This is a genomic window from Streptomyces caeruleatus, from assembly GCF_001514235.1.
Classification (GTDB): Bacteria; Actinomycetota; Actinomycetes; order Streptomycetales; family Streptomycetaceae; genus Streptomyces; species Streptomyces caeruleatus.
Map to the genome: position 1 here is coordinate 454,453 of NZ_KQ948932.1, position 23,199 is coordinate 477,651.

General features: G+C 70.1%; 23 protein-coding genes and 1 pseudogene. 19 read left to right on the plus strand and 5 right to left on the minus strand.

Annotated features, from left to right (window positions below; all coding sequences use genetic code 11):
* Position 1 precedes the first annotated feature (1 nt).
* From AQJ67_RS27825 to AQJ67_RS27885, 13 genes are all read left to right on the plus strand, one after another.
* The gene (locus AQJ67_RS27825) at positions 2-1,267 is read left to right on the plus strand and encodes a CpaE/TadZ family protein (protein WP_062722026.1); all 1,266 of its coding nucleotides are present in this window, start codon (positions 2-4) and stop codon (positions 1,265-1,267) included.
* Between the two features lie 53 nt (positions 1,268-1,320).
* Positions 1,321-1,641: a septum formation initiator gene (locus tag AQJ67_RS27830; protein WP_062722084.1), complete on the plus strand. Its 321-nt coding sequence runs from the start codon at positions 1,321-1,323 to the stop codon at positions 1,639-1,641.
* Between the two features lies 1 nt (position 1,642).
* Entirely contained in the window at positions 1,643-2,086 is a 444-nt protein-coding gene (locus AQJ67_RS27835; protein WP_079056212.1) for a TadE/TadG family type IV pilus assembly protein, read from the plus strand.
* 12 nt (positions 2,087-2,098) lie between these two features.
* A complete protein-coding gene (locus AQJ67_RS27840; protein ID WP_062722027.1) occupies positions 2,099-3,436 on the plus strand; it encodes a TadA family conjugal transfer-associated ATPase in 1,338 nt (445 codons plus the stop codon).
* A gap of 150 nt (positions 3,437-3,586) precedes the next feature.
* A complete protein-coding gene (locus AQJ67_RS27845) occupies positions 3,587-4,534 on the plus strand; it encodes a type II secretion system F family protein (RefSeq protein WP_062722028.1) in 948 nt (315 codons plus the stop codon).
* 69 nt (positions 4,535-4,603) lie between these two features.
* Complete coding sequence (locus tag AQJ67_RS27850; protein ID WP_107122991.1) at positions 4,604-5,506, plus strand: DUF5936 domain-containing protein; 903 nt, start codon at positions 4,604-4,606, stop codon at positions 5,504-5,506.
* Positions 5,507-5,939: 433 nt separating this feature from the next.
* Positions 5,940-6,137, plus strand: coding sequence for a hypothetical protein (locus tag AQJ67_RS27855; RefSeq protein WP_062722029.1), 198 nt, complete (start codon positions 5,940-5,942; stop codon positions 6,135-6,137).
* On the plus strand, positions 6,137-6,826 hold the full coding sequence (locus AQJ67_RS27860; protein ID WP_062722030.1) for a pilus assembly protein TadG-related protein: 690 nt from the start codon (positions 6,137-6,139) through the stop codon (positions 6,824-6,826). The genes AQJ67_RS27855 and AQJ67_RS27860 overlap by 1 nt, the downstream gene beginning before the upstream one ends.
* Positions 6,827-6,853: 27 nt before the next feature.
* The gene (locus AQJ67_RS27865) at positions 6,854-7,435 is read left to right on the plus strand and encodes a hypothetical protein (protein WP_062722031.1); all 582 of its coding nucleotides are present in this window, start codon (positions 6,854-6,856) and stop codon (positions 7,433-7,435) included.
* Positions 7,436-7,443: 8 nt separating this feature from the next.
* The gene (locus tag AQJ67_RS27870) at positions 7,444-8,073 is read left to right on the plus strand and encodes an OmpA family protein (protein WP_062722032.1); all 630 of its coding nucleotides are present in this window, start codon (positions 7,444-7,446) and stop codon (positions 8,071-8,073) included.
* A gap of 117 nt (positions 8,074-8,190) precedes the next feature.
* Positions 8,191-9,444 carry a hypothetical protein gene (locus tag AQJ67_RS27875; protein ID WP_062722033.1) on the plus strand — a complete coding sequence of 418 codons (1,254 nt, stop codon included), beginning with the start codon at positions 8,191-8,193 and terminating at the stop codon, positions 9,442-9,444.
* A complete protein-coding gene (locus tag AQJ67_RS27880; RefSeq protein WP_062722034.1) occupies positions 9,435-10,538 on the plus strand; it encodes a hypothetical protein in 1,104 nt (367 codons plus the stop codon). The genes AQJ67_RS27875 and AQJ67_RS27880 overlap by 10 nt, the downstream gene beginning before the upstream one ends.
* A 96-nt stretch (positions 10,539-10,634) precedes the next feature.
* A complete protein-coding gene (locus AQJ67_RS27885; RefSeq protein ID WP_062722035.1) occupies positions 10,635-11,141 on the plus strand; it encodes a hypothetical protein in 507 nt (168 codons plus the stop codon).
* 46 nt (positions 11,142-11,187) lie between these two features.
* Here the strand turns inward: AQJ67_RS27885 and AQJ67_RS27890 are convergent, their stop codons facing one another.
* Positions 11,188-11,550 (minus strand): DUF192 domain-containing protein, encoded by a 363-nt coding sequence (locus tag AQJ67_RS27890; RefSeq protein ID WP_062722036.1) that lies wholly within the window; start codon positions 11,548-11,550, stop codon positions 11,188-11,190.
* Positions 11,551-11,620: 70 nt separating this feature from the next.
* Here AQJ67_RS27890 and AQJ67_RS27895 point away from each other — a divergent pair, with 70 nt between their 5' ends.
* The 5 genes from AQJ67_RS27895 (at position 11,621) to AQJ67_RS27915 (ending at position 18,449) form a co-directional block, all read left to right on the plus strand.
* Positions 11,621-12,505, plus strand: coding sequence for an LLM class flavin-dependent oxidoreductase (locus AQJ67_RS27895; protein ID WP_062722037.1), 885 nt, complete (start codon positions 11,621-11,623; stop codon positions 12,503-12,505).
* Between the two features lie 798 nt (positions 12,506-13,303).
* On the plus strand, positions 13,304-14,077 hold the full coding sequence (locus tag AQJ67_RS27900; protein WP_062722038.1) for an isoprenyl transferase: 774 nt from the start codon (positions 13,304-13,306) through the stop codon (positions 14,075-14,077).
* Between the two features lie 313 nt (positions 14,078-14,390).
* A complete protein-coding gene (locus AQJ67_RS27905) occupies positions 14,391-15,716 on the plus strand; it encodes an RNA 5'-3' helicase PhoH2 (protein ID WP_062722039.1) in 1,326 nt (441 codons plus the stop codon).
* A gap of 401 nt (positions 15,717-16,117) precedes the next feature.
* On the plus strand, positions 16,118-16,831 hold the full coding sequence (locus tag AQJ67_RS27910) for an aggregation-promoting factor C-terminal-like domain-containing protein (protein ID WP_079056213.1): 714 nt from the start codon (positions 16,118-16,120) through the stop codon (positions 16,829-16,831).
* A 253-nt stretch (positions 16,832-17,084) separates the two neighbouring features.
* A complete protein-coding gene (locus AQJ67_RS27915) occupies positions 17,085-18,449 on the plus strand; it encodes an AI-2E family transporter (RefSeq protein WP_062722041.1) in 1,365 nt (454 codons plus the stop codon).
* A 25-nt stretch (positions 18,450-18,474) separates the two neighbouring features.
* Here the strand turns inward: AQJ67_RS27915 and AQJ67_RS27920 are convergent, their stop codons facing one another.
* Together AQJ67_RS27920 and AQJ67_RS27925 are read right to left on the minus strand one after the other, a co-directional pair.
* The gene (locus tag AQJ67_RS27920) at positions 18,475-19,014 is read right to left on the minus strand and encodes an alkyl hydroperoxide reductase (RefSeq protein ID WP_062722042.1); all 540 of its coding nucleotides are present in this window, start codon (positions 19,012-19,014) and stop codon (positions 18,475-18,477) included.
* Between the two features lie 5 nt (positions 19,015-19,019).
* On the minus strand, positions 19,020-19,574 hold the full coding sequence (locus AQJ67_RS27925) for a peroxiredoxin (RefSeq protein ID WP_062722043.1): 555 nt from the start codon (positions 19,572-19,574) through the stop codon (positions 19,020-19,022).
* A gap of 144 nt (positions 19,575-19,718) precedes the next feature.
* On the opposite strand from AQJ67_RS27925, the gene AQJ67_RS27930 reads away from it, so the two are divergent.
* Positions 19,719-20,723, plus strand: coding sequence for a LysR substrate-binding domain-containing protein (locus AQJ67_RS27930; protein WP_079056214.1), 1,005 nt, complete (start codon positions 19,719-19,721; stop codon positions 20,721-20,723).
* Here AQJ67_RS27930 and AQJ67_RS27935 read toward each other — a convergent pair.
* Together AQJ67_RS27935 and AQJ67_RS27940 are read right to left on the minus strand one after the other, a co-directional pair.
* A complete protein-coding gene (locus AQJ67_RS27935; protein WP_062722044.1) occupies positions 20,668-23,004 on the minus strand; it encodes an ABC transporter permease in 2,337 nt (778 codons plus the stop codon). The genes AQJ67_RS27930 and AQJ67_RS27935 overlap by 56 nt on opposite strands.
* A pseudogene (locus AQJ67_RS27940) lies at positions 23,001-23,199 on the minus strand (ABC transporter ATP-binding protein); the annotation flags it as partial. The gene AQJ67_RS27935 and the pseudogene AQJ67_RS27940, both read right to left, overlap by 4 nt.

The window sequence follows — 23,199 nt, forward strand, 5'->3', positions numbered from 1 at the left end:
CATGCCCACGAGGATCCTCCCGGCGGTCGGCGACGCGGACGCGGTCCGGTCCCTCACGACGCTGCTCAGCCAGCTCCCCGACGCCGAGCCGGTCGCCCCGGTCACCGACTCCACCCAGCTCGTCGACACCCTCGCGCGGCTGGCCGCCGAGTCCATCGACGAACTGCCCGAGGTCGTCGTCGTCCATGAGCGCATCGGCCCCGTCCCGGCCCTGGAACTCATCCGCGAGGTCGCCCTGCGCTTCCCCGCGGTCGGCGTCATCCTCGTGACCTCCGACGCGAGCCCCGGCCTCTTCCAGGCCGCCATGGACTACGGCGCCCGGGGCCTGGTCGCCCTGCCGCTGCACTACGAGGAGCTGGCCAGCCGCGTCAACGCCGTGGCCCAGTGGTCGGTGGGCGTTCGGCGTCATCTGGGCGCGGGCGGCGACGTGTTCAGCGGCGTCGGCGGCACGGTGGTCACGGTGAGCGGCGCGAAGGGCGGCGTGGGCGCCACGCTCACGGCCATCCAGCTGGCCCTCGCCGCCCAGGCGTCCGGCCGCCCCACCGCCCTGCTCGACATGGACCTCCAGACCGGCGACATCGCCTCCTACCTGGACATCCAGTTCCGCCGCTCGGTCGTCGACCTCGCCGCCATCAGCGACATCTCGCCCCGGGTGCTGGCGGACGCGGTGTTCCGGCACGACACGGGGGTCGCCCTGCTCCTCGCCCCCGGCGACGGCGAACGCGGCGAGGAGGTCACCGACCGCGCCGCCCGCCATATCGTCAGCGCCCTGCGCTCCCGCTACGAGGTCGTCGTCATCGACTGCGGCGCCCAGCTGAGCGGCGCGAGCGCGGCCGCCGTGGAGATGGCCGACACCGCGCTCCTCGTCACCACCCCGGACGTGGTCGCCGTCCGGGGCGCCAAGCGGACCGTACGGATGTGGGACCGCCTCCAGATCCGCAAGGCCGAGGAGACGACGATCGTCGTCAACCGCCACTCGCGCGGTACGGAGATCCAGCCCGCCCTGATCCAACGGATCACCGGCACGGCGGTCGCGGCCACCGCCGTCCCGGCCAACTTCAAGGAACTCCAGGGCGCCGTCGACGCCGGCCGGGTGCACGAGCTGGACGCCAAGGGCACCGTCAAACAGGCCCTCTGGGCGCTCGCCGGGGAGCTCGGCCTGGTCAAGGGCACCGAGGGGGCCGCCCAGCAGCGCCGTAACGGCCGCGCGCGGGGCGGGGACCGGGCGGCGCTGACGTTCCGGCGGCGCAAGGAGATAGGGCGGTGAGGGGGCGCCGGCGCGGGGACGACCGGGGTCAGGTGACCATCGAGTTCCTCGGCATGACGCCGCTGATCATCCTGACGCTGGTGCTGCTGTGGCAGTTCGTGCTGCTCGGCTACACGTTCTCGCTGGCCGGGAACGCCGCGGACGAGGCCGCGCGGGCCGGGGCGGTGTCCGAGGGCCAGGCGGGCTGCGAGGAGGCCGCGCTGCAGCACCTGCCGGGCGCGTGGGAGGGCGGCGCCTCGGTGGAGTGCGGTGCGGGCGGCGGCTACGCCACGGCGGACGTCCACCTGGAGGTGCCCGTGCTCTTCCCCGGCGCGATCGGCTTCCCGTTCACCGTCGACGGGCACGCGGGGGCCGTGCAGGAGGAGAAGGACTGAGATGTCGTACGACGCCGAAGTCCACGGTGACGGCAGGGGCGGCGGAGTCCGTCGGGTCCGCGGGGTCGCCGGAGTCCGACGTGTCCGCAGGGTCGCCGGAGTCCGCGGCCGCCGCGACCGCGGCCAGGTCGCCATCGAGTACCTCGGGTTCATCCCGATCCTCGTCCTCGTGGCCATGGCGGGCGTACAGCTCGGGCTGGTCGCCTACGCCGCCCAGCAGGCCGGCACGGCGGCCCGGGCGGGGGCACGCGCCGCCTCGCTCGAACCGGGAACCGCGCAGGACGGCTGCCAGAACGCGGTCAGCGACTGGCTGTCCGTCAGCTGCGAGCCCGCGGAGGGCGCCGACGAGGTCACCGTCACCGCCGTGGTCCAGATCCCGTCCATCGTCCCCGGCTGGGACTTCGACCCCGCCCAGAAGTCCGCGACCATGCCGCTCGACCACTGAACGAGGATCCACATGAGCCTGAGGTCACGCATCAACACCCCCGAGGAGCCCGGCAGCCGGGGCGAGGACGGCCACCTGGTCGCCTCGTACCGGGCCAAGCTCCTGGAGGAGATCGACCTCGCGGAGATGAGCTCGCTGGCGGCGGCCGAACGCCGGGCCCGCCTGGAGCGCGTCCTCGGGCACATCATCAGCCGCGAGGGCCCGGTGCTGTCGACGGTCGAGCGCTCGCAGCTGATCCGCAGGGTCGTCGACGAGGCGCTGGGCCTCGGCATCCTGGAACCGCTCCTCGAAGACGCCTCGATCACCGAGATCATGGTGAACGGCCCCGACGCGATCTTCGTCGAACGCGCGGGCCGGGTCGAGCAGTTGCCGCTCCGCTTCCCGTCCCACGACCAGCTGATGCAGACCATCGAGCGGATCGTGTCGACGGTGAACCGCCGGGTCGACGAATCGAACCCCATGGTCGACGCGCGGCTGCCGTCCGGCGAGCGGGTGAACGTCATCATCCCGCCCCTGTCGCTCACCGGCGCCACCCTGACGATCCGCCGCTTCCCCCGCTCCTTCACCCTGCACGAGATGACCGGCCTCGGCTCGCTCGACGAGCCGATGGTGTACCTGCTGGCCGGGCTGGTGCAGGCGAAGTTCAACATCATCGTCTCGGGTGCGACGGGCACCGGTAAGACCACGCTGCTCAACGCCCTGTCGGGGCTGATCCCCGAGCACGAGCGCATCATCACCATCGAGGACTCGGCCGAACTCCAGCTCCAGCAGTCCCATGTGATCCGCCTGGAGTCCAGGCCGCCCAACGTCGAGGGCAAGGGCCAGGTGACCATCCGCGACCTGGTCCGCAACTCGCTGCGCATGCGCCCCGACCGCATCGTCGTCGGCGAGGTCCGCGGCGGCGAGTCCCTGGACATGCTCCAGGCCATGTCGACCGGCCACGACGGCTCGCTGGCCACCGTGCACGCCAACAGCACGGAGGACGCGTTGATGCGCCTCAAGACCCTCGCGTCCATGTCCGACGTGTCGGTGCCCTTCGAGGCGCTGCACGACCAGATCAACAGCGCGGTCGACGTGATCATCCAGCTGACCCGCTTCCCGGACGGCGCCCGCAGGATCACCGAGATCGCGCTCCTGGACAGCCACGGGGCCGAGCCGTACCGGGTGGCGACGGTGGCCCGCTTCAACGCCCAGCCCATGACGCCGGACGGCCGCGTCCACGGCGCCTTCGCGTACCACCCCCTCCCGCGCCGCACCGCGGACCGCCTCTACATGGCGAGCCAGCCGATACCCCAGGCCTTCGGCGTCGCCCAGTCACCGCTCGAACTCGCGACCCGAGAAGCCAGGTAGGACCAGGCAGGACCAGGCAGGACCAGGCAGGAACAGCCAGGACCAGGTAGGACCAGCAGTCAGGACCAGGTAGGACCAGCAGGCAGGACCAGGTAGGACCAGCAGGCAGGACCAGGTAGGACAGGCAGAAGAGGCAGAACAGGTAGAACCATGGATCTCCAGACCCGCATAACGCTCACGACCGGCATCGCCCTGCTGACCTGCGCGCTGGCCGTCGTGGGCATCCATGCCTACGCCTCCGGCCGGGCCCAGCGCCAGGCCCTGGTCGACCGGCTGACGTCCGCCGGCCAGATCACCGGCGGGGGCGGCCGCCGACGCCGCTTCGTCGACCTGGACCGCCGACTGCGCCGTACGAAACCGGGCAAGCGGCTGGAACTGCGCCTGGTGGCCACGGGCCTGGACGTCACCCCCGGCGAGTTCTTCGTCTACATGCTGGCGACGGTGGCCGGCCTCTGGCTGGTCGGCCAGGCGGCCCTGGCCCCCTTCTTCGGCCCGATCGCCGGCCTGCTGGGCGTGGGAGCGGCGGTCCAGTTCCTGAACTGGCAGCGCCAGAAGCGCATCGAACGCTTCATCAACCAACTCCCCGAACTGGCCCGCATCCTGGCCAACGCCTCCCACGCGGGCCTCGCCCTGCGCACGGCCATCGGCATGGCGTCGGAGGAGCTGGAGGCCCCGGCGGGTGAGGAACTGGCCAAGGTCTCCAACCAGTTGGCCCTCGGCGCCTCGATGGACGACGCCCTCGGCGAGCTCGCCGAACGCCTCCCGTCCCGCGAGCTGGTCGTCCTGGTCACCACGCTGGTCCTGTCCAACCGGGCCGGCGGCCAGGTGGTCAGCGCCCTGCGCAACCTCACCGAGACGCTGGAGGAGCGCAAGGAGACCAGGCGCGAGGTCCGTACCCAGCTCTCGCAGGTGAGCATGACGTCGTACGCCGTCCCCGTGCTGGGCGTCGGGTCGCTGTTCCTGATGAACGGGGTGCAGGACGGGGCCCTGGACCGTATGACGGGCTCGCCGGTCGGCCAGGCGGCGGTGCTGATCGCGTTCGGCCTGTACGCGGTGGGGTTCGTCCTCATCCGGCGGATGTCACGGATCGACGTCTGAGGCGCGGGCGCGGGCGCGGGTGCGGGGCGGGCGGGACAGGGACGGGACGGGGACGGAAGGACGAGGACGATGGAAACCGGAACACTGGGCCTGCTTCTGGCGCTGCTGATGGCTGCGGGCGTGTGGGGGATCTTCGCCGGCATCCGCATGTACCGCGCGGACGCCAAGCTGCCGAGCGATCTGGCGCTGGCCCTGGAGATCGGCGCCACCCGCACCGGCGCCGTGGACTCCCTCATCGACCGCATGGGCATGCGCTACGCCCCCGCCGTACTGCGCCTGATGGGCCCGAAACTGGTCGCCAGGTACCGCCGCAAGATCGACCTCGCGGGCAACCCCGGCGGCCTGACCATCGACCGCTACGCGGCGCGGCGTGCGGTGTACGGCTTCCTCGGCGCGGTCGGCTTCCTGGTGTTCCTGCTGCGGGGACAGTTCCTGGTGGCGCTGCTCCTGCTGGCCTTCGGCGCCTTCTGGACGGAGGTCGGCATCTGGTCGGCCATCCGGATCAGGAAGGACGAGATCGAACGCACCCTGCCGGACTTCCTCGACGTCCTCGCGGTCGTCGTCAGCGCGGGCCTCGGCTTCCGCCAGGCTCTCGACCGGGTCGCCTCGAAGTACGAGGGCCCCTGGGCCGACGAACTGCGCATCACGCTCCGCCAGATGGACCTCGGCATGAGCCGCCGCCAGGCCTTCGCGGAGCTGCGGCGCCGCAACGACTCCGAACAGGTCGCGATGTTCGTCACCGCCCTCCAGCAGGGCGAGGAACTGGGCGCCCCGATCGTCGAGACCCTCGTCGCCCTCGCCAAGGACATGCGCCGCACCGATGCCCAGAACGCCCGCCGCAAGGCGGCCCGGGCGGTACCGCGGGCAACGCTGATGATCACGACGTTCATGGTGCCGGCGACGATGATCCTGCTGGGGGCGGGGTTGTTGCTGGGGTCGGGGACGGACTTCGGTTCGTTGACCGGCGAGTAGGGGGAGCGCAACCGCATCACTAGCGCAAGCAAAGGCCGAACTGTCAACTACCGCAAGGAAATTCCCGGAACACCTTTCGCAAATGCAACCAGATGTGGGACAGTCGTCGTCGGATCGCTCGCGGTTCCGGCCGAGCAGGAGGGAGGCGCAGACCATGAACCCCGTCGCATCGGGCCACGTCAACCGCATCTTCGCCAAACTCCACAGCTTCAGCCGTGCCCAGGCCACCGCCAAGTGGCCGGGCAGGGCTCCGGGTTCGCCCCCTGGACGGAGCTGACGGCGATGACACAGCGATGGTTTTCGGCCTGGGTCCGGAATCGGGCCCAGGGACCCTCTGGTGTTTCGGGTATTTCCGCTTACTTTTCTCGCAAGACTTCTCCCAAGACCTGCGAGCCCAGCGCCCGGCGACCGCCGAACACCAGAGGGGAACACCATGAGCAACTGGATCCACACCACCGCCGCACACCTGCGCTCCCGCGCCGCTCGCGACGACAGGGGGCAGACGGCGGTGGAGTACCTGGGGATCATCGCGGTGGTGGTGGCGATCGTGTTGGCCATCGTGGGAACGGACATCGGCCAGACGATCTTCGATGCGATCACGGACAAGATCACCGAAGTGACCGGCGGTTGATGCGGCGGCCCCGGTACGGCGGCGGCGACTCAGGGCAGGCTTTCCCCATCTACATCACGGTGGTGGCGGGCCTGCTCTTCCTCGCGTTCGCGTACCTCGCGGTCGGCCAGGCCGCGGCCAACCGGAACGGCGCCCAGACCGCGGCTGACGCGGCGGCTCTGGCGGCGGCACAGGAGACCCGGGACCAGCTCGCCGGCATGTGGGTGGAGGACGTACTCGACCCGACGAAGTGGCAGGACATCTTCGACGGTGTCGGGGCGCAGTTCGACGGCTGCTGGCGAGCGGACGAGCTGGCGGCGCAGAACGACGCCGCTGTCGACGGCTGTGGACCGGTGGAGCCGCTCGGCTACACGGTCACCGTCGAATCCACGAAACCCGTCGGCGACTCGATCGTCCCCGGTACGGAGGACATCAAGTCGAAGGCATCCGCCACCGCCGTGATCGAGCCCCGCTGTACGTTCGACCTCCCTGGCGGGGACGAAGGGGATGGCGAGGACGCCGGGGACGCCGGGGGCGGCACCGGAGGCGAGGCGGAGCCGGGCGACGGAAACGACACACTGCCGCTGCCACGCCTCACCTGCGACGACAGCGGCAACTGGGACCCGGACCCGGACGATCCGACCACCCTCCCGGCTCCCGAGGACCTCTTCGACGTCCATCTGGCCGACTCACCGGCGAACGACGAGTGACTGACGAATGACTAAGGAAGCAGAGGCATGAGTATTCGGTTCACGACGAAGGCCCACAGGGGGATGGTCGCGCTGACCGTTGCGGCTGGTCTGGCCCTCGGCGTGGCCGGCTGCGGCAGCGGCGGGGACGACAACGACAAGCCGGAGACATCGGCGTCCGCCACCACGGAACGGGGATCCGACCCGAGCGCCCAGGAGGGGCAGTCGGACGAGCCCCTGGCGGAGCTGAAGGGCTCGGACGGACTGCTTCTCCAGATCACCTCCGCCCAGCGTGACTCCGGTGGCTTCGTCACCGTGAACGGCAGCCTGAAGAACGACGGGGACAAGAGCATGTCGGTCCCGTCCGCGCTGAGCGGCAACGAGACCGAGATCACCAGAAACGGCCGGTCCTTCGGGGGCGCCACACTCGTCGACTCGAAGAGCAAGAAGCGGTACTACGTCCTACGCGACACGGACGGCCGCCCGCTCACGACCACGGGCTTCTCGACTCTCAAGGCCGGCGAAACCCTGGCCGTGTTCATGCAGTTCCCGGCCCCGCCCACGGACACGTCCGAAGTCACCTTCCAGCTCCCGACCTTCGCCGCCGCCACCATCCAGATCTCCGGATGAGGCCCCCGATGACCCGCACCCCCCGCCTCACCCTGACCCTCACCGCGGCCACAGTCATGGTCGCCGCGAACCTCCTCGTGGCCACGACAGCCGACGCGGCCGACGATCCCAGCGTGCCCCCGGGAACGGAAGCCACGGCGTCGGCCCCCGTAGAGGTCGACGCCAACGACCCCGACCTCAAGATCCCGGAAGGCGCCACCCTGGCCGAACCCAAGGTCCTGGACATCAAGCAGGTCGTCGAGGACCAGGCCGGTGAGGAACGGCGCGAAGACACCAACGCGGACGTGAAGTTCGCCCTTCAGGCCGAGGTGCTCTTCCCCAAGGACAGCGCGAAGCTCACCGGCGAGGCGAAGGCCCGCATCGCGGAGATCGCCGAGGAGATCAAGACCCAGAACGCCACCCGCATCCGGGTCTTCGGCTTCACCGACAACCTCGGCTCCTCCGCCCACGGCGACGTCCTGTCCAGGAAGCGCGCGAACGCCGTACAGGGGATCCTGGAAGCGGAACTGAGCGACTCGACGGTGACGTACGAGGTGCGGGGATACGGCGAGCAGTACCCGATCTCCTCGAACGCGACGGAGGCGGGCCGCAAGAAGAACCGCCGGGTGGAGGTGTCGTTCCCGCGCTCGGCGGGCTGAAGCGTTCCGCGGGCGCCCCGGACCGGCGCGTCGCTGGCGTGTTCATGCAGATAGGCTCCCGGGTGTTGATCCGTCGGCGGTGACTCGAAACCGCCGGCACTACCGGGGGTCGTTCACGTGGTCCAGGTGCCGCAGCGATGGCGCAAGCCGCTGCTCGTCGTGCTGCCGCTCGCGTTGCTCCTCACGGCGGGAGTCGTCGTTCTGCACGGCACCGGCGACTCGGACGGCGGCGGCCATGCGGCGGCGAATCGCGCGCAGTTGAGGCGTGCCTGCGGCGGGCTGCTGCCGTATGAGGAGCTCAGCGGCCTCGTACCCGACGAGGTCGAGGGCGAAGTGAGCGAGTACGGCACCGTGTTGGAGCCCGGCGAGGAGAGTCGCTCGCTGGTGAACTGTGCCGTGACGTGGCCGGGGCGCGGGTCGGTGCGGGTGCGGGCCGTTCCGCTGCTCTCGTCGATGCCGATGTCGGTGAAGGCCGAGGACATCGTGGCCGAGGGGTACGAGGTGCCCGGGCTCACCGGCAGGGTCGGTGAGGAGGACGGGCAGTTGTGGATCGTGGCCGAGTGCGCGGGCGGGCTCGACGGTCAGGTACGTGACGTGACCGCCATGTACGTCACCGCCCAGGTCGATCTGCCGGTTCCCGGCAAGGGGAAGCGGGCCCAGTACCTCGTGGACTTCACCACCGCCGTTCGGGTCGCCAACGGGATCACCGCGCGGCAGAACTGCGGCGGCACCCCGCTGGCCGAGCCGACCAAGGTGATCGACACCTACGAGGAACACACGACCGCGGATGCGGACGGCGGCAACATCGAGACCGTGCGGATCGACGAGCCGGGCCTGGGCGTGCGGAAATGCCGTGGGCTCGGCAAACGCGCGGGCTTCCCCGGCACTTGGCGGGACAGCGGCGACCTTCAGGGCTCCCGGCTGCTGAACGTCTGCACCGCCGCCGCGGTGGATCCTGACGACCCGACCGAGACCGATCCCTGGCTGGAGCCCGACGCGGTCGTCGATGTCTCGGCGGCGAGCTGGGCCGGACCGCTGAGCCGGGCCGCGTTCGACCAGTACTACTCCACGGGCGACAGCTTCGACTTCCAGCGGGGCCGGCGTACGAAGGTCGTACCGGAGAACGAGCCGACCGAACTCGCCCTGTGGGCCAGGTCGACCTGCGCCGCGGGCAGCACCTACCACCGGGTCACCGTGGACATGAAGGTCGGCGACCTCAGCGAACGCACGCTCAGCGAAGCACAGCGGACCAAGTACTCCAAAGACGCCCGCGAGCTCATGGACAGCTACCTCACCGCTCCGCGCGGCTGGCCCCGGCAGCAGCGGTGCCACGGCACCGAGATCCTCGGGGAGGTGGAGGAATGGCGGTGAAGCGGATCGTCCTCAGAGCGGTCATCGCGCTGACCGCCACGGCCGTCGGCGTCCTCGGATATCTGTACGCCCACGGAGACCTCCAGCGGTGGCAGGACGAGTCGGCGCTCGACGGCGCTTGCGACGGCCTCCTCGACCGGAACGTGGTCCGCGACGTCCTCGGCCCGGGAGCGGTCGAGGTCGAGAGCGACGACCGTGCCGGGGCCGGCCTGGTGGGCTGCCAGGTGCGCGTCGACGGCGGTGGCGCCGCCGAGGTCCACGTCCTCGACACCGCGTCCGCCGGGGACGGCTGGAACTCCCTCTACACCGGGCCGCGCGGAGAGACGCTCTCCGTACCGGTCGGCCACGGGTGGGCAGGGCTCTTCGGCGCGGAGCCGAAGCGCGTGACCGGCTCGCTCGACGCCGACGAGGACGAGGACGTCACCGTGAGCCTGCTCCTGCGGTGCGCCGGGACCGCGAGCGTGAAGGGCCTGTCCGTCACCGTCGAGACCAGACTCGACAAGACGCTCGACGACCCGGCGAACAGGCCGGAGTTCGCAAGGATCGCCACCTCCACGGCGGCGAAGGCGTCGAAGACCCGGCACTGCGGAGCCCAGCTCGGAAGGCCCGTACGCAGTCTCGGCCTGCCGGTGAAAGAGGACGCGTACGAACCACTGGGCACGGCGGCGGGGACCTGCTCCGGCATTCCCACCGCACGGGGCGTCGCCGTCGCCACCGAAACCGACCGAGGGAACGCCCCGTACGAGGTCTGCCGACTCTCCGACGCGGACCTCGATACGCGCTATGTGCTCGAAGCCGAGTTCGGTCCTTACGCGCAGGAGGAGTTCGCCCGGAACCAGGAGTACGGACGGGAGGACGGGCCGTCGCCCGACGTCCCCGCACACCACCGCGACGCTGACGGCGGCGTCAGCTGGACGACCGCCAAGTGCGCTGACGGTACGGCCCTGTTCACCTTGCATGTCGCCGACGAGCGCAACGACAACCGCGGGAACACGGCAAGCAATCCGGATCTCGCCTACGAACGCACCGCCCTCAGGGCGTTCGCCGAGCACTCCGCGCAGGCCCATGGCTGTTCCGCTCCCGTGACACCGTGACACCGTGACGACGCTCGCCCGAGCCCCTGCCCACACCTTCCACACCTTCTCCGTCCGTGGGGACCCCTCCCGGCCCCCGCCCCCTACTCTCCGCCCATGACCGCCCCACGCAGCTGGCCCCTCTGGCCCCTCGCGCTGGCCGCCGCACTGACGGCCGCAGGCTGTTCGAACTCCCCGGACACCACCTCGTCGGCATCGCCCCGCGCGTCGGCCCCGCAGCCCTCCAGCCCGCCGACCACTCGGCCGAGTCCCACGGCGCCCTCACCGACCTCGGCGTTCTGCCTGGACCTGGACGCCTTCCAGGTCGGCGTCGTCACCTTCCGCTCCGACGTGGGCGCCGCGATCGAGGGGCAGCCGTTGGACTTCGAAGACCTGCGGACGAGGGCTGTGCTGATCGCCCGCATGGGAGAGGAGATGAAGGCTGACGCGCCGCAGGACATCGCCGACGAGTTCCGGGTGGTGCTCAAGGCGATCGACACCTCGGCGCGCGGCTTGAAGAAGGGAGCGAAGGTACGCGATGTGGTGGACCCCCTGTACGGCGAGCGGAACCTTCCCGCCTTCGACGCGGTGAACGACTACGACTGCGACGCCTCGCAGGAGTGACGCGGACCGAGGGCCGTAAGTACTAGGGGGACTTTCAAAACACCCCCTAGGCCTCCACAGTCACCCGCACCCCGGCCACCAGCCCCCACCCCGCCATCACCCCGGCCGCCCCCTCAAGCACATGCCGCGACCGCAGCCGGGGCAGGCCCAGGCGGCCCGGTTTCATGGTGCGTACGGCGATGACGTTCAGCTCGCGGTCGAGGTAGGCGACATCGATGGGGATGCGCATGCGGAAGGTGTGGACGCCGCCGGCCGGCGTGAGCAGCATCGCGCCGGCGACGGAGTCGCGCCCCAGGAGCCCTTTCGTGCGGGCCCGGTACGACGAGGCGATCTCCAGGGGGACGCAGACGTCACCCCGGTCCCCGTGCACCACCAGCGTCCCCCGGCCGTCCCGCCACCGCTGTCCCATCCGACGCCGCCTCCTGGGCTCCGTTCCCCACCGTGTTGTCCGCCGAGTGCCTCCGGGTAGGAAGGATTCCATGACCGGACTCGGCGCAGTATTCCGTCCCCAACTGGCCCCCGAACGACTCCGTTCCGTCGCCCGACTCGCCGACAGCGCGGGCCTTGAGGAGCTCTGGCTCTGGGAGGACTGTTTCCGCGAGGGCGGCGTCTCCACCGCGGCGGCCGCCCTCGCCTGGACCGAGCGGCTCAGGATCGGCGTCGGGCTGCTGCCCGTGCCGCTGCGGAACGTCGCCATCACCGCCATGGAGGCAGCGAGCCTGCACCGGATGTTCCCGGACCGGCCGATCCTCGCCGTCGGACACGGTGTGCAGGACTGGATGGGGCAGGTCGGGGCCCGGGTCGAGTCGCCGGTGACCCTGTTGCGCGAGCACCTCGACGTGCTGCGGGCCCTGCTGCGCGGGGAGCGGGTCACCGTCGAGGGGCGGTACGTGAAGCTCGACGACGTCGCCCTGGACTGGCCGCCCGCCCAGCCGGTGCCCGTCCTCGCAGGTGCCACCGGGCCCCGCTCGCTGCGCCTCGCCGGCGAGGCGGCCGACGGGACGCTGCTCACCGCCTCGACCTCGCCGGAGGGGGTACGGCGGGCACGGCAACTCATCGCCGAGGGACAGGAATCGGCCGGACGCGCCCCGGACCCGGACTCGCCCCACCAGGTCGTCGTCTACCTCCTCACCGCCACCGGACCCGACGGGCCCGCCCGCATCAAGGCCGAACTCGAGGCCGAGGGACTCGGATCCGTGCCCGACCTGGGAGTCGCCGGGGACGCCGGCACCGTGGCGAAGGCCGTGCAGCGGCTCGCGGACGCCGGTGCGGACACCGTGGTGCTCCAGCCGACGGGCGACGAGCCCGACCCGGAGGCGTTCGTACGGTTCGCGGCGGAGGAAGTGCGGCCACTGGTGCCGTAGCCGAGTGCAAACCGTGCATCCGTACGCGAACCGCCTCAGCCTCCTGCGCATCCAAGGAACCCACACCTTCTCCACATTGTTATGGAGGCCGACTCGATTTCCTCCCATCTCTCACGTAAGTTCAGACCAAGGTAATTCGCGTACGCAAAGCTGCGCGGCGGCACCGCGCAGCGGAGGGGGCTGCGCGGTGCCATGCCCTCCCGCCCGCCCCTGCTGGACGCGCGTCGCATCGAAAAGACGTCCGACCCGCGAAGCCATGTGCCCCGTCAAGCCGACGTTCGCGGTCGGGGTCACCCGGGGGAGGGAAGCGCGGACAAGTCACACGAGCGGCCCCCAAGCCACGCCAAACCCTCCGTATCCGGCCGCATCCCACCCGTTTCCCCTGGTAATCCGCCCCTGAGCGGCCGCGAATCGGCCACGGAAGAGCCCTCTCAGGGCCAGCGGGCCGTCGCCGAGCGATTTCGGAGAGTAGTTGTGGCACGCCGATGCACGCAGCATCACTCACGAAGGGTTATGGTGGAAACCCCCCCTCGGGCCGGTCCGTCTCCCCCCCACGGACCGGCCCGTTTTTTTGCCCCGAACCAAGGGGTGCATCGGAGCGCCGGGGGCTGCACGCCCCCAAGGGGCGCGGGGAACTGCGCGACCAGCCCCCACCACCCCGCACCCGCCCACACACCCAAGGGCACCCCCCACACAAGGCGCCAATACCCCACCCGCACCCCCAAAGCCGCGCCCACCCCAAACCCCGGTACGCTCCATGCGCGGGGACCGCATTCGTACGGAGGGGCGGACAATCACGTGAACCTGCGCGACAAGCTGCGCGGCCTGCTGGTCAGGCTGTACGCACGCCGGGTGGAAGGTCACCTGGACCACGCTCAGGTGCCCAAGCACATCGGCGTCATCATGGACGGCAACCGGCGCTGGGCGAAGGCCGCGGGTTCCAGCACCGTGCACGGTCACCGGGCCGGCGCCGAGAAGATCGAGGAGTTCCTCGGCTGGTGCTCCGAGACGGACGTCGAGGTCGTCACCCTCTGGCTGTTGTCCACGGACAACTTCGAACGGCCGCAGGACGAGCTGGGCCCGCTCCTCGGGATCATCGAGGACGTCGTGGGCACCCTCGCCGCCGACGGCCGCTGGCGCGTGCACCACGTCGGCACGCCTGACCTGCTGCCGTCCGGGATGCAGACCAGCCTCAAGGAGGCCGAGGAAGCCACCGCGCACATCGACGGAATACTGGTCAACGTCGCCATCGGCTACGGCGGCCGCCAGGAGATCGCCGACGCCGTGCGCTCGATGATCGTGGACGCCCACGACAAGGGCACCTCGATGGAGGACCTCGCCGAGTCCGTCAGCGTCGACCTGATCGGCCGACACCTCTACACCGGCGCCCAGCCCGACCCCGACCTCGTCATCCGCACCAGCGGCGAGCAGCGCTTGTCCGGTTTCATGCTGTGGCAGACGGCCCATTCCGAGTACTACTTCTGCGAGGTCTTCTGGCCGGCCTTCCGCAAGGTGGACTTCCTGCGCGCCCTGCGTGACTACGCGGCCCGGCACCGGCGTTACGGCGGCTGAGAAACACCCCACCGCGGGACGGAAGTAACAAGGAGTTCACCGGCGCGCCGTCATATGCGCTGGCATGGCATCGCACGTTCGAGGGCATAAGCCAAGCAGGTCGACACCCGAACCACGGGTGTCGTATCTCAGCGGGCGGCACCGGAGCCGTCCGCCCGGGAGGCCCTTTGCACCAGCCCGACCGTGCGGTCACGGCACGGAAGAAGCAGTGGAGGGCCGGTTTTCGGCCCGTGCATGGCGTGCAGGGCGGCCGACGACCGGTCCAGCTCCACTCCGTCGCTCCCCGACCTCATCCGAGGGGGTACGTCCTTCCGTGGTGACCAGCACAAAGCGCCACAAGCCAGACCGGCGCACCTACGTTCTCGACACCAGCGTCCTGCTGGCCGACCCGAACGCCCTGAACCGCTTCGACGAGCACGAGGTCGTGCTCCCCATCGTCGTGGTGACGGAACTGGAGGCCAAGCGGCACCATCCCGAACTCGGCTACTTCGCCCGGCAGGCACTGCGCCTGCTGGACGAGTTCAGGGTCCGGCACGGTCGCCTCGACGCCCCCATTCCGATCGGGGACCTCGGCGGCACCGTCCGTGTCGAGCTCAACCACTCGGACCCCAGCGTTCTGCCGACCGGCTACCGCCTGGGGGACAACGACTCCCGTATCCTCGCGGTCGCCCGCAATCTGCAGGCCGAGGGGTTCGACGTCACCGTCGTGTCGAAGGACCTGCCGCTCAGGATCAAGGCCTCGTCCGTCGGCCTCCTCGCGGAGGAGTACCGCGCCGAACTCGCCATCACGGACTCCTCCGGCTGGACCGGAATGTCCGAACTGACCCTGCCGGGCGAACAGGTGGACATCCTCTTCGAGGAAGGACACATCTACGTCCCCGAAGCCTCCGACATGCCCGTCCACACCGGGCTGACGATCCACTCCGAGCGTGGCAAGGCGCTCGGCCGGATCACGCCGGAGGGCAACGTCCGGCTGGTGCGCGGCGACCGGGAGGCCTTCGGCATCAAGGGGCGCAGCGCCGAGCAGCGCATCGCGCTCGACCTGCTCCTGGACCCGGACGTCGGGATCGTCTCCATGGGCGGCCGGGCCGGCACCGGCAAGTCGGCGCTGGCGCTGTGCGCCGGTCTGGAGGCGGTGCTGGAGCGCCGTCAGCACCAGAAGGTGATGGTCTTCCGGCCGCTGTACGCGGTGGGCGGGCAGGAGCTCGGCTATCTGCCCGGCAGCGAGGCCGAGAAGATGAGCCCCTGGGCGCAGGCGGTCTTCGACACCCTCTCCGCGGTCACCAGCCGCGAGGTCATCGAAGAGGTCACCGCGCGCGGAATGCTGGAGGTGCTTCCCCTCACTCATATCCGCGGACGCTCGCTGCACGACGCATTTGTGATCGTGGACGAGGCGCAGTCACTGGAAAGGAATGTCCTGCTGACTGTTCTGTCCCGAATTGGCGCCAATTCGCGGGTGGTTCTCACCCACGACGTGGCTCAGCGGGACAATCTGCGGGTCGGGCGCTACGACGGTGTCGTCGCCGTCGTGGAGAAGCTGAAGGGACATCCGCTGTTCGCCCATGTCACGCTGACGCGGTCCGAGAGGTCCCAGATCGCGGCCCTTGTGACCGAAATGCTGGAAGACGGGCAGATCTGACCCAAGTGCTCAACTTGCGGTAGCTACTCGTTGGTTGGCGCCGTTCGGAAAAGGCAGTGAGCCTATCCGGGCGGCGCCTCGGCGTGTGCGGCTTTCCGTGAAACCCCTGGCACAAACAAGGTGTGAGCTTTCACACGCAACACAGAATTGCCTTGCGGCGTCGGGTTACGGCAGAGTCTCACTCCTGTCAGGCCCCGCATACGACACACCTGTACCCCCAGCGGTACGGAACCACAGCAGCACCACAGCCAACTGCATAGCGACGTCGTATGCCGCCCGAGTCTTCACGCGGCGCTCCCCTCGCGGGAGTTGCCCACCGGGTCCGTGCCTCCCGTGACCCCGCAGTTGGGAGGCCAGCGCCAGGGGCACGATTGCGTCCGCCAGGGTCACCGAAGCGGACGATGCTGGAAGGAAACCGTGTGAGTCCGATTTCGGTCAGGGGATTCGCAGTGGCGTCGGCCACCGCGGTCACTGCTGTCGGAAGCGTCGTCGGCGTTGCCTCGGGCAGCACCGCGCAGAACAACGACGCCGAGGCGACGGCTGCCGATTCGACGCTTCTCGCGGACATACCCGCGGGCCAGCAGGCCCAGGTGCAGATCGAGTCCATGTCGGCGCAGGCGGATGTCCAGGCCATCGCCGCGGACGCGACCGCCAAGAAGGACGCTGAGGAGGCCGCCCGCAAGGCCGCCGCCCAAACCGCGATCGACAAGAAGGAAGCCGCCGAGAAGGCCGAGAAGGCGGCACAGGAAGCCAAGGAGCGCGAAGAGGCCGAGGCGAAGGCCTCCAGGTCCTCCTCCGCGGACTTCCCGATCCAGAGCTCGTACACCATCGACCAGATCCAGGCGATGGCGCGCCAGATGGTGCCGAGTGACCAGTTCCAGTGCTTCAGCAACATCGTGGACCACGAGTCCAGCTGGAACTACCAGGCCGTCAACGCCTCCTCCGGTGCCTACGGCCTCTTCCAGGCCCTGCCCGGCTCCAAGATGTCGTCCGTCGGCTCGGACTGGCAGACGAACCCGGCCACCCAGATCAAGTGGGGCCTGAACTACATGAACGAGCGCTACGACAGCCCTTGTGGCGCGTGGTCGTTCTGGCAGGCGAACCACTGGTACTAGGCGCTCCGCTTCGGGGGCCGGGACGGGTCGTTGTTCGTCTGCGGCACCGTCGTGGTCGATCGCGCCCACGCGGCGGAGCCGCACATAGATATAGATACAGCCCGCGCCCCTTAGGTGTGTTTCTCAACCCTGCGTTGCCCCTCGCCGTCCTTTGGTGAGGGGCTTTCGCGTTGCCCCGGCAGTGGCCATGTACGGTCGGACGCAACGACTCCAGGGGGGAGTGGTGGGGAGAGACGGGGGAAGAGGGCGGAACATGTCGCGAGTGCCAGGGTGGCTCGGTCGGCTCGGGGCCGGACTGACGGAGATGAGTGAGCGGTTGGACGAGCGCCGGGCCGCGGTGGAACGGGAGAGCGGCGAGCTCCAGCCGGTGCGGCAGTCCGCCCCGGAGCCCGAGCCCTCCGACGCCGACGGCCCGCCGCCACCCAGCGACCACGTGCCACGCCCCCCCGACTACGCGCCCACGGCTCCGCCGCCCCGGCCCGATCCCGCACAGGTGGTGCCGTGGGGTGTACGGGTCGCGGCGGAGGCAGGCTGGCGGCTGCTCGTCCTCGCCGGGACCGTCTGGGTGCTGATGCGGGTCATCAGCGCCGTCCAACTCGTCGTGTTCGCCTTCGTCATCGCACTGCTCCTCACCGCGCTGATGCAGCCCTCGGTGGCCTGGCTGAAGCGGCGTGGCGTGCCGCACGGGCTCGCCACCGCGCTGACCGCGATCCTCGGGTTCGTCGTCATCGGGCTGATGGGCTGGTTCGTGACCTGGCAGGTCATGGAGAACATCGACAACCTCTCCGACCAGGTCCAGGACGGCATCGACGAGCTGCGCAACTGGCTGCTCAACAGCCCGTTCCACGTCACCGACAAGCAGATCAACGAGATCGCCGAGAACCTCCGGGAGGCGATCGGCGCCAACACCGACGAGATCACCTCGGCCGGTCTGGAAGGCGTCACGGTCGTCGTCGAGGCGCTCACCGGCATTCTGCTGGCCGCCTTCTCCACGCTCTTCCTGCTCTACGACGGCAAGCGCATCTGGGAGTGGACGCTGAAGCTGGTGCCCGCCGCGGCCCGCCCCGGCGTCGCCGGTGCCGGCCCGCGCGCGTGGGCGACCCTCACGGCGTACGTACGCGGCACGGTCCTCGTCGCCCTGATCGACGCCGTGTTCATCGGCATCGGCATCTACTTCCTGGACGTCCCGATGGCTGTGCCGCTGGCCGTCTTCATCTTCCTGTTCTCCTTCATCCCGCTCGTCGGCGCGGTGGCCTCCGGCGCCCTGGCCGTGGTCGTGGCGCTGGTGACCCAGGGCGTCTTCACCGCGGTGATGACCCTGGTGGTCGTCCTCGCCGTGCAGCAGATCGAGGGCCATGTCCTCCAGCCGTTCATCCTGGGCCGCGCGGTCCGCGTCCACCCGCTGGCGGTGGTGCTGTCGGTGGCGGCCGGGGGCATGGTGGCGGGCATCGGGGGTGCGGTGGTCGCGGTGCCGTTGGTGGCGGTGTCGAACACGATCGTGGGGTATCTGCGGGCGTACTCGCAGGGGACGGCACCCCGACCCCCGGCCCGTCCGGCGTTCGCAGCACCCGCGGACGAGACCGACGACAACGCGGCGGACCCCGCCCACAAGGTGTGAGCGGGGTCCACCGAAGCTACGGCGTCTACTCGACGTCGGCCAGCACAGCCTCGGCTTCCAGGGTGGAGCCCACCGCCTGGACGACCGAGGCGATCTTGAACGCCTCCTGGACGACCTCGCGGTCGACGCCCGCCTTGCGCAGCACCTGCTCGTGCGAGTCGAGGCACATGCCGCAGCCGTTGATGGCGGACACGGCGAACGACCAGAGCTCGAAGTCGACCTTGTCGACACCGGGGTTGCCGATCACGTTCATACGGAGCCCCGCGCGGAGGTTGCCGTACTCGTGGTCGGACAGCAGGTGCCGGGTCCGGTAGAAGACGTTGTTCATCGCCATCACGGCGGCCGCGGACTTAGCCGCGTTGTACGCCTCCGGCGTGAGGTTCGCCTTGGCCTCCGGTGCCAGCTCGCGCAGCACGATCGGGGAGCGTGCGGCGATGGCGGTCGCCAGCACCGTGCCCCACAGCTGCTGCGCCGGGAGGTCGGAATTGCCGATGACCGAGCCGAGGTTGAGCTTCAGGTCCTTGGCGTAGTCCGGTAGGCGGGACTTGAGGGAGTCGAGGGACATGTCACTCACTCTCCGGCAAGCAGCTTGACCGGGTCCAGGGTGTCCTCGCCCTTGCTCCAGTTGCACGGGCACAGCTCGTCCGTCTGGAGGGCGTCCAGGACCCGCAGGACCTCCTTGGGGTTACGGCCGACGGAGCCGGCGGTCACCATGGAGAACTGGATCTCGTTGTTCTGGTCGACGATGAAGACGGCGCGCTTGGCGAAGCCGTCCTCGCCCTCGATGCCGAGGTCGCGCATCAGCTCGTGCTTGGAGTCGGCCATCATCGGGAACGGCAGGTCGCGCAGGTCTTCGTGGTCCTTGCGCCAGGCGTGGTGGACGAACTCCGAGTCACCGGAGAAGCCGAGGACCTGGGCGTCGCGGTCGGCGAACTCCTCGTTCAGCTTGCCGAAGGCCGCGATCTCGGTGGGGCAGACGAAGGTGAAGTCCTTGGGCCAGGCGAAGACGATCTTCCACTGACCCTCGTAGGTCTTGTGGTTGATCGTCTCGAACTCCTTGCCCTTCTCCAGCGAGACGCAGGCGGTCAGTTCGAACTCGGGGAACTTGTCACCGACAGTGAGCACAGGCTCTCCTTGCAGCGGAAGAGACACCTGTTCGGTACGCATGTACAGGTGTCTCCCTTGGGTTGGACCTTACCGATCCTGGCACAGGGTGCATTGATACGGGAAATAGCTACACTCGGTCAGGTTGATCGGAAGGTGCTATCAGTGACTGTGAGTAAGCGGAGGCAGCCCAGCCTCGCCCAGCTGCGGGCCTTCGCGGCCGTCGCCGAGCATCTCCACTTTCGGGATGCCGCCGCAGCGATCGGCATGAGCCAGCCCGCGCTGTCCGGTGCGGTGTCGGCGCTGGAGGAGTCACTGGGAGTGACGCTGTTGGAGCGCACCACGCGCAAGGTGCTGCTGTCGCCGGCCGGTGAGCGGCTGGCGGTGCGGGCGAAGGCGGTGCTGGTGGAGGTCGGGGCGCTGCTGGAGGAGGCGGAGGCCGTCCGGGCGCCGTTCACGGGCGTGTTGCGCCTCGGCGTGATCCCCACGGTGGCGCCGTATCTCCTGCCCACCGTGCTGCGGCTCGTGCACGACCGGTACCCGCACCTCGACCTCCAGGTGCACGAGGAGCAGACCGCGAGCCTCGTCGACGGCCTCACCTCCGGGCGCTTGGACCTGCTGCTGCTCGCGGTCCCGCTGGGCGTGCCCGGGGTCGTCGAACTGCCGCTCTTCGACGAGGACTTCGTACTCGTCACGCCACTCGGCCACGGGCTCGGCGGCCGCGAGGGCATTCCCCGGGAGGCGCTGCGGAAGCTGAAGCTGCTGCTGCTCGACGAGGGCCACTGCCTGCGCGACCAGGCCCTGGACATCTGCCGGGAGGCGGGCCGCGAGGACGCCCCGGTGACGACGACGGCGGCAGGTCTGTCCACGCTGGTCCAACTGGTCGCCGGCGGGCTGGGCGTGACCCTCCTGCCCCGCACCGCCCTCAAGGTCGAGACCAGCCGCAGCACCCAACTCCTCACCGGCTACTTCGCGAACCCGGCCCCCACTCGCCGCATCGCCCTCACCATGCGAACGGGCGCGGCCCGCGGCGCGGAGTACGAGGAACTGGCCGCAGCACTGCGCGCAGCGCTGCGGCCGTTGCCGGTGCGGGTGGTGGACGCGGACGCGCCGACTACTCCGTACGCAACCCGTCCGGACGCATCAGCCGCAGCAGCGGAGGCAGGCTGAGCAGGGTCACCGTCAGGACCACACCCGCGGCCACGCCTGTCATGGAGAGGACGCTCGGCCAGTCGACGATGACCGGGGTGTCCGTCATGCGGAGCAGGACGGCGCCGAGGGTGAGGCCCACCACCGAGGAGAGCAGGAGGCCCAGGGCGATCGGGATGGCCGTCTGCCAGAGGACCGACAGGCTCAGGGTGCGGCGCCGGGTGCCGAAGGCGACCAGGGACGACAGGAGCTTCTTGCGGTCGCGCAGTTGCTCCAGCTGGGAGACCAGCAGGCTCGCGCCGATCAGCATCATGACGCAGACTGCGCCCACGAACAGACCGGTGCGGATGGTGCTGTAGCGGTCGGCCGTCCGGGTGGAGTACCACGTCATGGGGTACGACAGCGGGTCCGCGGCCGTCGCCGTGTTCCGTACGCGGTCGTACACGTCCGGCACCGAGTGGTCCAGCTTGAGGTACACCTGCCCCTTCAGCGCCTGCGCGGCGGCAGCGGGCAGGGCCTTCGGGGTGAGGAGGAAGCCGCCGCGCTGCCGGCCCGTGAAGTCCTCCTGCGTCCGGGCCTCCTTCAGGCCCTTCGGCACGGTCCAGGCGACCTCCTGCCGCTGCGGCCCGCCGTCGTACGACGGGTCCAGATACACCGTCCGGCCCGGCTGCTTCACCAGCTTCCGGGTGTCCTTGTCGTACTCGGCGTTCGCCACGTAGAAGATGTCGCCGTCCCGGCACGAGGGAAGCTCGGCCGCCTGACGCAGTGAGGCGCAGTCGCCGACCGTCATCTCGGCGCCCATGTCCGGGTCCTTGGGCCGCTCGCCCAGATAGCCCTCGGCGTACGCGTAGACGTCCTGGACGCCCTTGGTGTCACGGAACTTCGCGACCGCCGGGTCGAGCGGGGCGTTCCGGGACAGGGCCACCTCCATCTGCGCCCGCTGGACGTCGTACTGGGACTGCTTGGTGTAGTCGCTCTCCACCCCGGCGAACAGCATCTGCAACGCGATGGCCCCGGCGACCGCGACCGCCACGCCGTTCACCATGCGGGCCGCCGTACCAGTGCTCAACTGGAGCCTGCGGACGGCTAGTTGCCAGGCGACGCCGCCCGAGCCGAGCCGGGCGACGACCGCCTCGACGACCCACGGCAGCAGCGTGGTCACGCCGATGAGCAGCAGCAGCACACCGCCGATCACCAGGTACTCGTTGAAGGTGCCGTTGTCGCTGCCCTGTCCGATCATCGGGTAGAGCATCGCGAGGCCGCCCAGCGGCAGCAGCAGCCGCCACCACAGCCGGCGCCGCGAGGGCTTCGCCGTACGCACCACCCCGAGCGGTTCGATCACCACGCCGCGCATCGCGAACAGCGTGACCACGACCGCCGCCGCCGGGACCGCGAGGCCGACCAGCAGGGCCAGTCCGGGGGAGGGGTTGAGGTAGCTGGGGAAGACACTGACGTCGAACACCTCGACCGAGCCCGCGATCTGGCGGCCGAGCAGGAAGAAGCCCGTACCGAAGACCAGTCCGAGCACCGCGCCCGCCAGCGCCTCGCCGGCCGCGATCCGCCGGGTCATCCGGCTGTCGGAGCCGACCAGCCGCAGCGCCGCGAGCCGCCGGTCGCGCCGCTCGCCGCCGAAGCGCACGGCCGCGGCGATGAACACGGCGACCGGCATCAGCAGCACCACGAAGACGACGACGACCAGCAGGAGCAGCACCGGGTCGGTCGTCGCCTCGGTCGGGCTGGTGTCCCCGAACCGTTCGATCCGGGCGACCCGAGCGCCGTCGATGTGCGGCGCGAGGTCGTCGCCGCCCCGGAAGAAGGCGAGTTCGTGCGAGCCGATCAGCCCGCTCTCCCCGATGGTCCCGACGATCCGCTCCGGCAGCCGCTCACGCAGCAGCTTCGCCCCGTCCGACTCCAGCAGCCGCTTCAGCGCGGGGGAGACGACCATCTCGCCCACCGCCGGGAACTTCTCAAGACCCGGCGGCAGCGGCGCGCGGGGCCCCTCGGGCTCCAGGGCCCGGCCGCGGATGTCCTTGTCCCCGAAGTCGGTGTCGACGTCCGCGACGATCAGGGTGGCGTCCGACCTCTTGGTCTCCGTGTAGCTGTAGTCGATGTCGGCGCGGGCGCTCTCCCGCTCGTGCCGGACCTCCTGCATGTTCGGGACCGCGGTCGTCAGCAGCAGCAGGGCCACGCCGAGTCCGACACCGACGGCGGTCAGCAGGGCCCGGACCCAGCCCTCGCGTCCGCCCGCGAAGGCGAACCGCACCCCCATGGCCAGATCCTTGGCCCACTGACCCCCGCTCATACGACGCGCTCCATGTCGCGGGACTTTCCGTCCCGTACGACGATCTCGCGGTCGGAGTAGGCGGCCACCCGCGCCTCGTGGGTGACGAGGACGACGGCGGCGTTGGTCGAGCGGGCGGCGTCGGTCAGCAGCTCCATCACGCGCTCGCCGTTGAGGGAGTCGAGCGCGCCGGTCGGCTCGTCGGCGAACAGCACG

What these genes read in the sequence shown, in the direction of transcription:
- AQJ67_RS27825 (WP_062722026.1), top strand. Translation starts at nt 2, where the DNA reads ATGCCCACGAGGATCCTCCCGGCGGTCGGCGACGCGGACGCGGTCCGG.
- AQJ67_RS27830 (WP_062722084.1), top strand. Translation starts at nt 1,321, where the DNA reads ATGACGCCGCTGATCATCCTGACGCTGGTGCTGCTGTGGCAGTTCGTG.
- AQJ67_RS27835 (WP_079056212.1), top strand. Translation starts at nt 1,643, where the DNA reads ATGTCGTACGACGCCGAAGTCCACGGTGACGGCAGGGGCGGCGGAGTC.
- AQJ67_RS27840 (WP_062722027.1), top strand. Translation starts at nt 2,099, where the DNA reads ATGAGCCTGAGGTCACGCATCAACACCCCCGAGGAGCCCGGCAGCCGG.
- AQJ67_RS27845 (WP_062722028.1), top strand. Translation starts at nt 3,587, where the DNA reads ATGGATCTCCAGACCCGCATAACGCTCACGACCGGCATCGCCCTGCTG.
- AQJ67_RS27850 (WP_107122991.1), top strand. Translation starts at nt 4,604, where the DNA reads ATGGAAACCGGAACACTGGGCCTGCTTCTGGCGCTGCTGATGGCTGCG.
- AQJ67_RS27855 (WP_062722029.1), top strand. Translation starts at nt 5,940, where the DNA reads ATGAGCAACTGGATCCACACCACCGCCGCACACCTGCGCTCCCGCGCC.
- AQJ67_RS27860 (WP_062722030.1), top strand. Translation starts at nt 6,137, where the DNA reads ATGCGGCGGCCCCGGTACGGCGGCGGCGACTCAGGGCAGGCTTTCCCC.
- AQJ67_RS27865 (WP_062722031.1), top strand. Translation starts at nt 6,854, where the DNA reads ATGAGTATTCGGTTCACGACGAAGGCCCACAGGGGGATGGTCGCGCTG.
- AQJ67_RS27870 (WP_062722032.1), top strand. Translation starts at nt 7,444, where the DNA reads ATGACCCGCACCCCCCGCCTCACCCTGACCCTCACCGCGGCCACAGTC.
- AQJ67_RS27880 (WP_062722034.1), top strand. Translation starts at nt 9,435, where the DNA reads ATGGCGGTGAAGCGGATCGTCCTCAGAGCGGTCATCGCGCTGACCGCC.
- AQJ67_RS27885 (WP_062722035.1), top strand. Translation starts at nt 10,635, where the DNA reads ATGACCGCCCCACGCAGCTGGCCCCTCTGGCCCCTCGCGCTGGCCGCC.
- AQJ67_RS27890 (WP_062722036.1), bottom strand. Translation starts at nt 11,550, where the DNA reads ATGGGACAGCGGTGGCGGGACGGCCGGGGGACGCTGGTGGTGCACGGG.
- AQJ67_RS27895 (WP_062722037.1), top strand. Translation starts at nt 11,621, where the DNA reads ATGACCGGACTCGGCGCAGTATTCCGTCCCCAACTGGCCCCCGAACGA.
- AQJ67_RS27910 (WP_079056213.1), top strand. Translation starts at nt 16,118, where the DNA reads ATGCTGGAAGGAAACCGTGTGAGTCCGATTTCGGTCAGGGGATTCGCA.
- AQJ67_RS27915 (WP_062722041.1), top strand. Translation starts at nt 17,085, where the DNA reads ATGTCGCGAGTGCCAGGGTGGCTCGGTCGGCTCGGGGCCGGACTGACG.
- AQJ67_RS27920 (WP_062722042.1), bottom strand. Translation starts at nt 19,014, where the DNA reads ATGTCCCTCGACTCCCTCAAGTCCCGCCTACCGGACTACGCCAAGGAC.
- AQJ67_RS27935 (WP_062722044.1), bottom strand. Translation starts at nt 23,004, where the DNA reads ATGAGCGGGGGTCAGTGGGCCAAGGATCTGGCCATGGGGGTGCGGTTC.